The organism is Streptomyces sp. NPDC055078, assembly GCF_053607985.1.
This window is the reverse complement of sequence record NZ_JBSGUP010000014.1, coordinates 14,479-27,196: the sequence shown is the minus strand read 5'-3', so window position 1 is coordinate 27,196 and position 12,718 is coordinate 14,479. Positions and strand designations below refer to the sequence as shown.

The following is a 12,718-nucleotide window of genomic DNA, read 5'->3' as shown; positions in this document are numbered from 1 at the left end:
GGGGGGATCGGGTTCACCCGGGTTACCCCCCACCACCCGGCGGTTTCCCACACCCCGGGGGGGGGGGGGCGGTACGAACTCGTCGCCGCGCTGACCCGCTGAACGGATGCGCCGTACGGGAACGCCGGGTGCGCGCGCACGGTTGTGCGCGTCGACCCGTTGATGAAGGCGGGCGAGGGGGTGGGCAGGGGGTGCCAGGGAGACCCGACCCCCCTGGATCTCGGGATATGTCCGGCGGCACCGCCGGATGAGACTCGAAGGGCGAGAGTCCCGACCACGGGAGCAGACCCTGATGAATCTCACCGGCGCTCAGCGCCCTTCACCCGACACGCACCGCCGCCATGTCCTCGTCTCGGGAGTGTCCTCCGACTCCCACACCTGGAACCTCGTCTTCCTTGAACTGCTGCTGGAGGAGATGGGCCACGAGGTCACCAATCTCGGCTCGTGCGTCCCCGACGACCTGGTGATCGAGCAGTGCCGCCTGCTGCGGCCGGATCTGCTGGTGATCAGCAGCGTCAACGGCCACGGCGCCCTGGACGGCCGCAGAATGATCGAACGGCTGCGCGTCCGGCCGGAGTTGCGGGACCTGACCGCCGTCATCGGCGGCAAGCTGGGGGTGGCGGGCGGCGCCGAGGGCCCGCACGGCCCCGCGCTGCTGGCGGCCGGATTCGACGCCGTCTTCGAGGAGACGGACGGGACCGACGCGTTCCGGCGGCTGCTGGGGCGTGTTGCCGAAGTCCCGCCCGGCCCGCGACGCCCGGCACCCGCCCTCGCGGAGCCGGCCCATGTGCCGGCGGGTGCGTCATGAACGCCGCCCGCTCCGGATCGGCCTTCGCCGCCGCCGTGGACGCGGCCCGCCGGGACGGCGAGTTGGTGGTGCAGCCCCGGATGGGCTTCCCGGACGCCCGGCGGATGCGGGAGGGGCTGCTGGCGGTCCGGTCCGCCCGGGCCCGCACCGTCGGCACCGTCACTCTGGACAGCTACACCCGCGTCGGCGACCACGCCGCCGCCCGTGCGGCGCTCGACACGGGGGCGGCCCTGAACGGCTACCCGATCGTCGCGCACGGCGCGGACGCCACCCGGCGGATGCTCCGCGACCTCGCCGTGCCCAGCGCGCCTGCCCCCTCGGCCGGGCAGGCCGCACGCGGTCGCCGGGCCCCGGGGTTCGCGGTGCAGATACGGCACGGCTCGGCCGACCCCCGTCGCATCGTGGAGACCCTGCTGGACGCGGGACTCGACGCCACCGAGGGCGGACCGGTCTCCTACTGCCTGCCCTACAGCCGTACCCCGCTCGCCGATTCGGTGGAGGCATGGGCCCGCACCTGCGAACTGCTGGCCCGGCGCTCGGGCGGCACGGCCCATCTGGAGAGCTTCGGCGGCTGTCTGCTCGGACAGCTCTGCCCGCCCGGCCTGCTGGTCGCCATGAGTGTGCTGGAAGGACTGTTCTTCCGGCGGCACGGGCTGCGCAGTGTCTCGCTGAGCTATGCCCAGCAGACCAGCCCCGCCCAGGACGCCGAGGCACTGGCCGCGCTGCGGCTGCTCGCCGACACCTATCTCCCCGACATCGACCGGCATCTCGTCCTCTACAGCTATATGGGCGTGTTCCCGCGGACGGAGCCAGGCGCGCTCGCCCTGCTGCGCGCCGGGGCCGGGCTCGCCGCCCGCACCGGTGTGGAGCGGCTGATCGTGAAGACCCCGGCGGAGGCCCACCGCATCCCGACCGTCCGGGACAACATCCTCGCCCTGGAGGTCGCGGCGGACGCGGCCCGGCACGCCCCCACTCCCGGACCCGCCGGCCGCGAAGCGGGCGCGGACGACGGAGAGTTCGGTGTCCTCACCGAGGCCCGGACCCTGATCGAGGCCGTAGTCGAACTCGCCCCCGATATCGGCACCGCCCTGCTGCGGGCCTTTCGCACCGGCCTGCTCGACGTTCCGTACTGCCTCCACGCCGACAACGCCAACCGCAGCCGGGGCTTCATCGACGGGCGCGGCAGCCTCCAGTGGCGCACGGCCGGAGCGATGCCGGTACGGGTGGCCGCCGGACCGGAGGCACGCGCGATGCGCGCCGGTGAACTCATCGAGATGCTCAGCTACGTCGAGCGCTCCTACGACCGGTGCGACCCGCTCGCCCCCGACGCCCCGCCGGCCTCCATCGACAACCGCTGATTCCCCCACCGTACGAAGGAGAAGATCATGCTCACGCTCGCCGTCATCGGCACCGGACCGCGCGGGATCTCCGTGCTGGAACGGCTCGCCGTACGGCTCGAAGCGGGCGGAGCCGGACCCGTGACGATCCACGCCATCGACGCCCACGAGGTGGGAGCCGGCCGGGTCTGGCGAACCGACCAGTCCGGCTGGTACACGATGAACACCGTCGTCGGCCAGGTCACCATGTACTCCGGCGGCCGGGACGGGGGCCCGGCCCGGCCGGGCGCGGGGCCGTCGCTCGGTGAGTGGCTGGCCGCCCACGCCCGGCCCGGTGAGCCGGCCCCCGGCCCCGACGACTACGCCCCCCGGGCCGTCTACGGGCGCTATCTGCGCTCCGTACACCGCTCGATCGCGCGGAACCTGCCGCCCCGGACCGAACTGACGTCCGTCACCGCCCGGGTCACCGCGCTCACCCCCGCGCCCGGCGGCGGCTACCGGCTCACCCTCGACCGGCCGCCCCACACCCTGTACGCCGACCGGGTGCTGCTCGCCACCGGCCATCCCCGCAACGAACCCGACGACGCCGAGCGGGCCCTGCGCGACTTCTCCCGGCGCCATCCGGGCGCCCGCTGGCTGAGCGGCGACTCGGCGGCCGAACTGGAGAGCGAACTGCTCGACGAGACCCGGGTGGCACCGGGCACCCGGGTGGGCATCCGGGGGCTGGGACTGTCCTTCTACGATGTGCTGCTCACCCTCACCGTGGGCCGGGGCGGCCGGTTCGTCCGGGACCCGGACGGCGCGCTGCGCTATCTGCCCAGCGGCCGGGAGCCGCGTATCGTCGCCGGTTCGCGCGGCGGGCTCCCCATCCCGGCACGGGGACGCAACGAGAAGAGCCCCACGCACCGCCACCGGGCGCTGTTCCTGACCCCCGCGGCACTGTCGGCGGCGCGGGCCCGGCGGGCCGCGGCGACCGGGGACGACCGGCTGGACTTCGCCGAGGACGTTCTGCCGCCGCTGCTGAGCGAACTGGAGCAGATCTACCGGACGGCACAGGTACGCGCCAGGTCCGGTCGGCGGCGGGCGGCCCGGTTCGCCCGGCGGCACGCCGCCGCGCTGCGGGAGGGGCGCGACACCACGGCGCTGCTCGCCCGCGAGGGCCTCGGCCGGGTCCCCGGGCTGGATCTGGCGGCCCTCGCCCGGCCGTTCGCGGGGGAGGACTTCGCGAGCCCCGGCGCGTTCCGGGACCGGCTGCTGCGGGTGATGGAGGAGGACCTCGCGGAGGCGGCGCTCGGCAATGTGAACGGTCCGCTCAAGGCGGCGCTCGACGCCCTGCGGGATCTGCGGTCCACCGTGCGGGAGGCCGTGGACCACGGCGGACTGCTGCCGGAGTCCCACCGGGACGCCTTCAAGGGCCGCTTCCTGCCGCTGAACTCGCTGCTGTCCGCGGGCCCGCCCGCCGAACGGAGCGAACAGCTCATGGCCCTGATCCGGCAGGGGTTCGTCGAGATCGCCGGCCCCGAGGCGGTGTTCGCCCCCGACCCGGCGAGCGGTCGCTTCCTGGTGTCGTCGCCACGGGTTCGGGGATCGGCCCGGACCGTCTCCGTGCTGGTGGACGCCCGTATCCCGCCGCCCGATCTGCGCCGGGACTCCGCCCCCGTCGTACGGCGGCTGCTGAGCGACGGACTGGCGCGCGAGTTCACCGCGGTGGGCCCGGACGGGCAGCCGTATCCGACCGGGGGACTCGATGTCACACCCGAGTGCGGTCAGGTGGTGGACGCGCGCGGCGAGCCAAGTCCGGGACTGTACGCCCTGGGCATCCCCACCGAGCACACCCGCTGGTTCACCCAGGTCGGCAGCGGCAGGCCCGGCGAGGGCACCCGCTTCCACCAGGACGCCGACGCCGTCGCCGCCGCGATGCTGCGGGGCGCGGACCCCCGGCCGGCGCCCCGGCACGCCCCGGCCGCGCGGCACACCGAGGAGGCGGTCGTATGACCACGGACCGGAGGACGGAGAACCGGACGGGCGGGGACGGTGCGGCCACGGACCGTATGGCCATGGACCGTACGGGCGGGGACGCCACCGGCGCCTTCCGGGCCGCGCGCGACGCGCTGCTGCGCCACCGCACCGACCCGGAAGCCGCCCACCGCGCGTTCCGCAGGCCCAGGCCCGCCGCCTTCAACTGGGCGCTCGACTGGTTCGATGTGGTGGCCGCCGGTCCCCGGCGGACGCGGACCGCCCTGCGGATCGCGGCCGGCCCCCGCGCGGCGGACGACCGGACGGTGACCTGGGGTGAGCTGTCCCGGCGTTCGGCACGGACGGCGAACGGGCTGCGCGGGCTGGGGGTACGGCGCGAAGACCCCGTCATGCTGCTGCTCGACAACCGCGAGGAGCTGTGGGAGACGATGCTCGCCGCGATCAAACTGGGCGCGGTGCTGGTCCCGACCTACACCACGGCCACCCCCGCCGAACTGGCCGAAAGGCTCGAACGGGCCGAGGTGCGCTGGGTCGTGGCCGAGGCGTCACTCACCGGCCGCCTCGGCGCTCCCGGCGGGCGCTCGCGGTGGACCGGCGTCGTCGTCGGGGGCGAGGCGGCCGGGTGGATTCCGTACGACACGGTACGGACGGCCGGCGCGGAGTTCCGCCCGGACGGCCCGACCGGGGCGGACGATCCGCTGCTGCGCTACTTCACCTCCGGAACCACGTCCCGCCCCAAACTGGTCGAGCACACCCACACCAGCGCTCCCATCGGACATCTCTCCGGGATGTACGGGCACGGACTGCTCCCCGGCGACACCCATCTCCATGTCTCGTCGCCTGGCTGGGCCAAGCACGCCTGGAGTTCGTTCTTCGTGCCCTGGAACGCGGAGGCGTCCGTGGTGACGATGGACTCCTCGGCCGTGACCCGGCCCGAAGAGGTGCTGGAGGTGCTGCGGACCCGGGCGATCACCTCCTTCTGCGCCGCCCCGACGCTGTGGCGGAGACTGCTCGCGGCCGGCCCCGGCCGAAGGCCGCCGGCGCTGCGGGAGGCCGTGTCGGCGGGGGAGCCGCTGGGGCCGGAGCTGGTCGACGGATTCCGGGACGCCTGGGGTGTCGGCATCCGGGACGGATACGGCCAGACCGAGACGACGGCGATGATCGGGAGCCCGCCCGGTACCTCCCCCGCCGGACTCGGGTGGTCGCTGCCCGGCTACCGGGCGGTGCTGCTGGACCCCGGCAGCGGGCGTGAGGTACCGGACGGTTCCCCCGGCGAACTGTGCCTCGATCTCGCCGACCGGCCCGCCGGGCTGATGCGCGGCTATGCGGACGATCCCCGGCGCACCGCCGAGGTGTTCGCCTCGGGGTACTACCACTCGGGCGATCTGATGGTCCGGGCCCCGGACGGGAGTCTGCGGTACCGGGGCCGCGCCGACGATCTGTTTCTCTCCCACGGGCACCGGGTCTCCCCGGTGGAGCTGGAGGCGCACCTGCTGCGGGATCCGGCGGTGCGGGAGGCCGCGGTGGTGCCGGTCCCCGATCCCGTGGGCCTGTGGGTGCCGAAGGCGTATGTCGTCCCGGCCGCCTGGGCCCCGGCGGACGCCACCACCGCGGCCGCGGTGTTCGCCCGGCTGCGCGAGGTGCTCCCGGACGAGCAGCGCATCCGGGTGGTGGAATTCTGTGGCGCGCTGCCGCGTACCCGGTCGGGCAAGGTGCGCCGGGCCCACCTCCGCGACCGGGCCCCGGGGACGGAGCACCGGTCCTGAGCGGTGGGGCGCCCGGTCTCGTGCGGTGCGTCGACGGACGGCCCCAGGGAGAACACCGCGCTCACCCTGCCGTGTCACCGGATGAGAAGCCCTTCTCATCCCGTGACAGTCCTCCCATAGTCGTTGACCGTGGGCCGAAGCCCTCCTAATGTCCCCGTTTACCGCGGTGCGGCGCGGTGCTTCCCGTTCTCCTGGTGTGGTCCGGGCCCGGACCGTGCCAGGCGGTCTTCACGGGGAGCCGGTGCCGTACGGCGTCTCAGGACGGGACGGGCCCGTCGCTCCTCCGGGCGGCGCTGTCCCGCTGGGGACTGCTCGTCGGTCTGGCCACTCCCGTACAGGCCGACGAGCACCCGGATCGGCGGGCGGGGCCACGGGACTACGCCGACGCCGGCAACTGCGCGGACCGCGCCCGCAGGGCGAGCGACGCGGTGTAACGGCGCAGCAGGAGTACGGCGGTGGTGGCCAGGCCGGTGAGGAGGCCCAGCCAGATGCCGAAGGTGTCGAGCCCCAGCGGATGGGCGAGCAGCCAGGCCGCAGGCAGTCCCACCGCCCAGTACCCGACGAGAGTGATCCGGAATCCGCTCCTGGTGTCGTCGAGGCCGCGCAGCAGACCGACGCCGATGTTCTGCGCGCAGTCGAAGAACTGCAGTACGGCGGTGATGACGAGCAGTTGGGCCGCGATGGCCAGAGCCCGGTCGGAGCCGGAGTCCAGGAACGGAGCCAGGACCAGCCGGGGCAGGGCGAGATAGACGATGCCGACGACGGTCATCACGGCGCCCGCGCAGACGAGTGCGGTGTTCTTGATGCGGCGGGCGTCGTCGTGGCGGCCCAGGGCGAGTTCACGGCTGACATTGATGGACGCGGCGTGGGACAGCCCGATGGCGACCTGGAAGACGATGTACACGAGCTGGTTGACGGCGGTGTGCGCGGCGAGGGCGGCGGTCCCGAAGGACCCGGCCATCAGCGCGGTGAGAGAGAAGAACCCGGCCTCCGAGCCATAGGTCGCGGCGATCGGCACGCCGAGGCCGATGAGCCGCCTGACCACGGCGGGGTCGGCCTTCGCGGCGTTCAGGGTGAGCAGCGGAGCGAGTTCCCGGTCCCGTTTGGCGGCGGCGTACAGCGCGGCGAAGGACAGCAGATAGACGGTGGAGGTGGAGACTCCGATACCGGTCAGCCCCAGGCGGGGCAGTCCCCAGGTGCCGTGGACGAGGACCCAGTTCAGGCCCGCGTTGACGGCGATGGAGGCGATGGTGATCCGCAGCAGGGCCTGCGGGCGGCGCATCCCCATGGTGAACTGGCGGATCGCCTGGAACCACAGACGGGGCAGCAGTCCGGGGGCCAGGGCGAGCAGCATGGTCCGGACGTCCGCCACGACGGCCGCTTCCTGGCCGAGCCAGGACAGCGCCCGGCCGATGAGGATCATCAGGACGGCCCCGGCGATCCCGGTGAGCGTGGCGACGGCCATGCTCGCGCGGACGATCGCCCGGACGTCGTCGTGTGCCCTGGCCGTCTGGCTCGCGCCGTCCGCGCCGGTGGCCGCCGTCCGTTCCCCGCGGGCCGCCGCCGCGGCTATCCGGTTGCCGGCGGCGCCCACCAGCCCCACGCCCATGGTGCGCACCTGGTTGAAGATGACGATGGCCAGGCCGCCCGCCGCCAGTTCCCGGGTCCCCAGCAGGCCCATCATCACCGTGTCGGTGGTGGTCAGGGCGACCTGGGCGAGCTGGGTCAGGATCAGCGGTACGGCGAGGGTGGCCAGTGCGCGGCTGTCGCGGCCGAGAGTGGTCAGCATCGGGGGTGGCGGTCCCTGCGGAGTTTGGTGAGCAGTTCGTCGATGTCCCGCTCCACCAAGGGGTCGAGGAGGTCGCGGGCCTGCATCCAGTCGTCGTTGAACACGGTGTCCAAGTACTTCTCCCCGCCGTCGTTGACCAGGGCGACGATAGTCGTGCCCGGCGGAAGACCGGAAAGCCGGGTCAGTGCCTCGTACACCACACCCCCCGCGGAGCCGCCGATGAGCAGCCCGGTGCGGGCGACGGCTCGGCAGGCGGCGAATGCCTCGATGTCGCCGACCTTGACCCCTTCGTCGATGAGGCCGAAGTCGACCAGCGCGCCGATCTCCGCTCCCTCGGGGGTGCCGGTGCCGGACTGGTGGTAGGCGTGGGCGGGGCCGCCGAACGCGATGGACCCCTTGGGCTCGACCCCTATCGTCCGGCAGCCGGGTACGATCCCGCGCAGCTCGCGGGCGGTGCCGCACAGGGCCCCGCCGGTGCCGACCGCGCCGATGACGACATCGATCCGGCCGCCGAGCGCCTCGGCCAGCTCATGGGCGACGGGGAAGTATCCGGCGCCGTTGCTGGGGTTGTTGTGCTGCTCGGTGAAGACGGTGTTGTCCCGGTCGCGGGCCAGGTCCTCGGCGAGTTCCTCGCGCGCGGCGGTGGCCAGTTCCCCGCTTCCGTCGTCGGGGACGTAGACGAGTTCGGCGCCCAGGGCCCGCATGGCGCGCAACTTGTCCCCGGCGGCGTGCCGGTCGACCACCGCGGTGAAGGCGTAGCCGCGTTCGGCGGCGATGACGGCGAGCCCGAGGCCCGTGTTGCCCGAGGTGGACTCGACGATCCGGCCGCCCGGCCGCAGCTCCCCGCGGGCCTCGGCGTCGGCGACCATCCGGCGGGCCATACGGATCTTCGCCGTGCCGGTGGGGTTGAACATCTCCAGCTTCAGCAGCAGCCGGCTGCCGGTGTCCGTGGCGGCGAGTTCCAGCAGCGGTGTGCCGCCGATGAGGTCGGACACCCGGGAGACCACGGCGGGACGGTGAAGTGCGCCGGACATCGCATCCTCCGGTGAGGTCGGTGAGGTCGGTGAGGTCGGTGAGGCTTGGATGGCTCCGTGCCCGGTGGGCCGGGTCAGCCGGGGGGACGGTCGAGCCGCCAGCGGGGCCGCGGCCGGTCGGTGCGGTCGATGACGATCTTCGGCGGGAGCGGCAGCTCGTGGAACGCGGATTCGTTGGAGTCCATCTGGTATCCCGCCGTGTTGGGGTAGACCAGCAGATCGCCGATGCGGGGGCGGCGCCGGAAGGGAATCTTCCGCCAGGTGAGCATGTCCGACTCCAGACAGGTCGCCGCGCCCACGGCGGCGGGCCAGCTGCCGGCGGGGGCGTCCGCGGGCCCGTCGGCGCAGTACGGAAGCAGCCGGGGATCGGGCAGATACTCGCTGTTGAACCACTGTTCGGACAGGCTCAGACTGGTGCCGTCCACGGTCAGCAACCGGTATCCGTCCCGGTCCTTGACCCCCTGGACGCGGAACACGGTCGCGCCCGCCCGGTCCAGCAGTGCGCGCCCCGGCTCCAGCAGCAGCCGGATGCCCGATTCGGTGAGCAGTTCCCCCAGCCGGAGCGTGTGTCCCTCGGGCCGGGCGAGCAGCAGGGCCCGCAGGGCGCCCGCTCCGGCGGCGGGGGAGTGATACGGGTAGAAGCCGCCGCTGTCGAAGGACTTGCCCGCGTGGTAGTGGCCGCTGTGCTGCTCGGTGAGGAACGCGTGCCAGCTCGCGGCGTCGGTGTAGCTGACGGCCAGGCCGCCGCCGACGCTGATCCGGTCCGCCACCAGCCCCCGTGCGCGGGCCCGGCGGCACCGTTCCACGAGCCGCCCGGCGAGATCGGCGCGCGGCTGGGGCTCGTATCCGGACAGATGAAAGCTGAAGCCTTCCATCCGGACCAGCTCGCCCGCCCGGACACAGCGGTCCAGGGCGGTGGCCAGTTCGGCGTCGTTCATACCGAAGCGGCTGTACGGCTGGGTGGGCGGCAGCACCCGGAGCAGCAACCGGGCGCGCTTGTGCTCTCCCGGTGGCGGCAGCGGCGAGCGGGACGCCTCGGGCCACCGGCTGCCGCCCCGATGGGCGCTGCCCACGGTCGTGACGATCCTGTCGAGTTCGTCGAGCGCGTCCACGGCGATCAGCGCGCCCTGCCTAACCGCCAGACGCAGCAGGGCGGGGTCCTTGGCCGGTCCGGTGACGACGAGGTGTGCCCCCGGCACGCCGTGCCCGAGCGCATCCCGCAGCTCGCCGGTGGAGGCGACATCGACACCCGTACCGCTCGCGGCGCAGCGCTCCATCCACACCGCGGCCTTGTTGGCCTTCTTGGCGAAGTACACGCGTCCGTCGACGCCCGCCTCCCGCAGGGTGGTGTACATCGCCCCGAGATTGGTGTCGAAGGCGTCCGGCAGCAGAAAGTGGAAGGGGCCGCCGAAGGCGTGGGACAGCTCTTCGAGCAGCCCGCTCGCCAGTACCGCGTCGGTGGCGGGGTCGGGCAGGGCGGGCAGTGCCGGCAGCCGGGGGTCGCTCACCGCCACAGCGGCACCCCGGTGCCCAGGCCCTGGGCGAGGGCGAGTTGGGCGAAGCGGTGGCCAAGGGCGATATCGGTGACGACCAGACCGCTGTTGTAGGCGAAGATCCGCTCCTCGGCCGACTGCCGGCCGGGGGCCGCGCCCGCGATGACGGCGGGGAGTTCGGCGTCGACGGGCGGGAGCAGTCCGCCGGCGTCGGCCAGATCGGTGCCGGTGACCTTCATCTGCGCCTCGCTGGTGGCGATGACGCGATCGGCCCGGTGCAGCGTCGAGGGGGCCAGACCGTGGCCGACCAGGACGGCGAGCGCCCCGGGCTTCAGCCACTCGGCCTCCACGGCCGCCGGGGTGTGTCCGCCCGCGGTCGCGACGACGATGTCGGCATCGGCGGCGGCGGCCCGCAGATCGGTGACGATCTCCACCTCGCGGCCGGGGAAGTGGGCGCCCAACCGCTCCTCGGCGGCGGCGATGCCCCCGGGGTGCGTACCGGACAGCATCAGCCGGTCGAGATTTGGGAGAACGGTGAGCAGAAACGGCAGGGCGAGCCGTCCCTGGGTGCCGGTGCCGATGACCAGCGCGCCGCGCGCGCCCGGCGGCGCGCACTCGCGGGCGAGCAGCGCGGAGGCCGCCGGGGTGCGCAGGGCGCCGACGCGGGAGCAGTCCATCATCGCCACCGGCAGGCCGGTGACATCGTCGTAGAGCGTCAGGGCAGTGTAGTAGTGCTGCTCGGCACGCCCCTTGTCCAGGCCGTGTTTGTACGAGGTCTTGATCGCGACGACCGAGCGGGAGCCGTCGCGCCCGAGCATCGCGTACGCGACCGAGTGCCCGTCCTCGGGGCTGACGGTCAGCTTGCGGGGGTTGTCCGACCGGCCCGCGTGGAGGGTGCGGTACGCGCCCTCCACGGTGGCGACCACATCGGACAGGGATATGTCGATCCCCGCCAGATCGCTGGTGGAGAGGATGCGCAACTGCCCGGCGTCGCCCGGTACGGGGGTGGGCGGTGTGTCGGTCATGGCTGTGTTCCTCCGGTCCTGGGATGAATGGACGGTCGGACGTTCGGACGGACGGACGGACGGACGTCGGTCGGTCGGACGGCGGTGGGCCAGTGCGTCGGTCGGTCAGTCGGTCAGCCGGTCAGTCGGTGAAGGTGCTCACCGGCCGGCGGCTAAGGCACCGGGTCTCGCCGGCCCGGCGGGTCCCGTCAGACGGTGTGTGCTTCGCGGGCGGTCTGGCCGTAGCCGTGTTCGTCCGACTCGGCGGGCGGCCGGGTGCGCCTGCCGGGTACGCGGACGGACGCGCGTTTGAGCCAGCGGTCGGTGCCGTCGTAGCGGGGCCGGAAGGGGACCCGGCCGTGGACGACCAGATCGTTGTCGATGACGAGTACGTCGCCCGCGTCGAGGCTGACCGCCAGTGACACCCGGTCGAGTTCGGCCTCCAGCCGCCGGTAGGCGGCCCGATAGGTCTCGTCCGCGTCCGCCAGCGGGGTGTACGCCGGGTCGAAGCGCAGCGTCATCCCGTCCGCGGCGGTGTAGAGCGTGGGCACCGAAGGAGGCTCGCCACCGGCGAAGTCCCGGGCGTCGGCATAGGCGTCGTCGGGGAGGATCGGCAGGGTGGGGCGGGTCAGGACGGCGATGTCCTCGTCCGTGAGCCGTACGTTGCGGATGCCCGCGGCGGTGGTGGCGACGCGGTCGTGGTTGCGGATACAGCCGAGGATCAGCAGATGGGCGCGGCCGGGGTGGAAGGCGTCCTCGGTGTGCGGGCTGAGCAGCACCGTGGAGCCCGCGCCGGTCTGTTCGCTCTCGTGTCCGGGCGAGGGCACGATGTTGTGGACGAAGCGGCCGTCCTGCTGGCCCTCCCAGGCGATGGGGTTGCCCATCACCGTGGCGAGCAGCAGCAGGGCGATGTCGTGGACCCCGCCTCGGTCCCCGGCGGTGGCCCAGCCGGCGGGTGTGGGGCCGACGGCCCGGTCGTCGACGTCCAGACCCCGCAGGACGAACAGTCCGTCGGGGGTGTCTGCGGGGCGGCAGTGATGGCGCAGGCTCCGCCCGAGTGCGGTGGCGCACCGGGCGAGACGCGCCAGAAACGGGGGAGAGGTCGCCGAGGTGCCGAACTCGGCCCATAAGTCCTCCGACATCCGGCGGAGTTCGCCCCGGGAGCGGGTGTCGAGCTGACGGACAGGTGCGGCTGCCGTGCTCATGGCCATGAGATCCGTTTCGGTTGGAATCCGGAGGAATCTGACCCGCTGGGTGTGCCGTGCTCGGGCGCTGTGACGTCGTACCGGCGAGTGCTGTGACGTGGTGCCGTTCGGCGCCGGACGGCCGCTTCGGGCAGGACCGTCCAGGGGGCCGACTGTCAGCGGGCGGTTCGGACGCTAGCATCCTGGTTAGGTAAGGCAACCCTTAGTTTTTGGTCATTGGCGCATCCGGGGCGCCTCAAGTGCGTACAGGCCGTACGCTTTTCGGCCGCTCCGGGGGCATGCCGGACGCCCGGGTCCGCCCCGGG

9 protein-coding genes are annotated in these 12,718 nt (G+C 73.4%); 4 read left to right on the top strand and 5 right to left on the bottom strand.

Going from position 1 to position 12,718, the window contains the following annotated elements; all coding sequences use genetic code 11:
* Positions 1–292 precede the first annotated feature (292 nt).
* From ACWF94_RS02585 to ACWF94_RS02570, 4 genes are read left to right on the top strand one after another with little or no spacing between them, the layout of a single operon-like run.
* On the top strand, positions 293–808 hold the full coding sequence (locus ACWF94_RS02585) for a cobalamin B12-binding domain-containing protein (protein WP_453483954.1): 516 nt from the start codon (positions 293–295) through the stop codon (positions 806–808).
* Entirely contained in the window at positions 805–2,166 is a 1,362-nt protein-coding gene (locus ACWF94_RS02580; protein ID WP_453483953.1) for a methylaspartate mutase, read from the top strand. The genes ACWF94_RS02585 and ACWF94_RS02580 overlap by 4 nt, the downstream gene beginning before the upstream one ends.
* Positions 2,167–2,193: 27 nt before the next feature.
* Entirely contained in the window at positions 2,194–4,140 is a 1,947-nt protein-coding gene (locus tag ACWF94_RS02575; RefSeq protein WP_453483951.1) for an FAD/NAD(P)-binding protein, read from the top strand.
* A gap of 56 nt (positions 4,141–4,196) precedes the next feature.
* A complete protein-coding gene (locus ACWF94_RS02570; RefSeq protein ID WP_453483967.1) occupies positions 4,197–5,888 on the top strand; it encodes an acyl-CoA synthetase in 1,692 nt (563 codons plus the stop codon).
* A 376-nt stretch (positions 5,889–6,264) separates the two neighbouring features.
* Here the strand turns inward: ACWF94_RS02570 and ACWF94_RS02565 are convergent, their stop codons facing one another.
* The 5 genes from ACWF94_RS02565 to ACWF94_RS02545 form a co-directional block, all read right to left on the bottom strand.
* On the bottom strand, positions 6,265–7,677 hold the full coding sequence (locus ACWF94_RS02565) for an MATE family efflux transporter (RefSeq protein WP_453483949.1): 1,413 nt from the start codon (positions 7,675–7,677) through the stop codon (positions 6,265–6,267).
* Positions 7,671–8,711, bottom strand: a complete 1,041-nt coding sequence (locus tag ACWF94_RS02560) for a cysteine synthase family protein (protein ID WP_453483947.1) — start codon at positions 8,709–8,711, stop codon at positions 7,671–7,673. Before ACWF94_RS02560 ends, ACWF94_RS02565 begins: the two co-directional genes overlap by 7 nt.
* Before the next feature lie 74 nt (positions 8,712–8,785).
* Entirely contained in the window at positions 8,786–10,219 is a 1,434-nt protein-coding gene (locus ACWF94_RS02555; RefSeq protein ID WP_453483945.1) for a Y4yA family PLP-dependent enzyme, read from the bottom strand.
* Positions 10,216–11,229: an ornithine cyclodeaminase family protein gene (locus ACWF94_RS02550; RefSeq protein ID WP_453483943.1), complete on the bottom strand. Its 1,014-nt coding sequence runs from the start codon at positions 11,227–11,229 to the stop codon at positions 10,216–10,218. Before ACWF94_RS02550 ends, ACWF94_RS02555 begins: the two co-directional genes overlap by 4 nt.
* Positions 11,230–11,417: 188 nt before the next feature.
* Positions 11,418–12,413, bottom strand: coding sequence for a TauD/TfdA family dioxygenase (locus tag ACWF94_RS02545; RefSeq protein WP_453483941.1), 996 nt, complete (start codon positions 12,411–12,413; stop codon positions 11,418–11,420).
* Positions 12,414–12,718: the final 305 nt, after the last annotated feature.

Excerpts from the sequence above, each read along its gene's own strand:
- ACWF94_RS02585 (WP_453483954.1), top strand. The coding sequence starts at position 293 with ATGAATCTCACCGGCGCTCAGCGCCCTTCACCCGACACGCACCGCCGC.
- ACWF94_RS02580 (WP_453483953.1), top strand. The coding sequence starts at position 805 with ATGAACGCCGCCCGCTCCGGATCGGCCTTCGCCGCCGCCGTGGACGCG.
- ACWF94_RS02575 (WP_453483951.1), top strand. The coding sequence starts at position 2,194 with ATGCTCACGCTCGCCGTCATCGGCACCGGACCGCGCGGGATCTCCGTG.
- ACWF94_RS02570 (WP_453483967.1), top strand. The coding sequence starts at position 4,197 with ATGGCCATGGACCGTACGGGCGGGGACGCCACCGGCGCCTTCCGGGCC.
- ACWF94_RS02565 (WP_453483949.1), bottom strand. The coding sequence starts at position 7,677 with ATGCTGACCACTCTCGGCCGCGACAGCCGCGCACTGGCCACCCTCGCC.
- ACWF94_RS02560 (WP_453483947.1), bottom strand. The coding sequence starts at position 8,711 with ATGTCCGGCGCACTTCACCGTCCCGCCGTGGTCTCCCGGGTGTCCGAC.
- ACWF94_RS02550 (WP_453483943.1), bottom strand. The coding sequence starts at position 11,229 with ATGACCGACACACCGCCCACCCCCGTACCGGGCGACGCCGGGCAGTTG.
- ACWF94_RS02545 (WP_453483941.1), bottom strand. The coding sequence starts at position 12,413 with ATGAGCACGGCAGCCGCACCTGTCCGTCAGCTCGACACCCGCTCCCGG.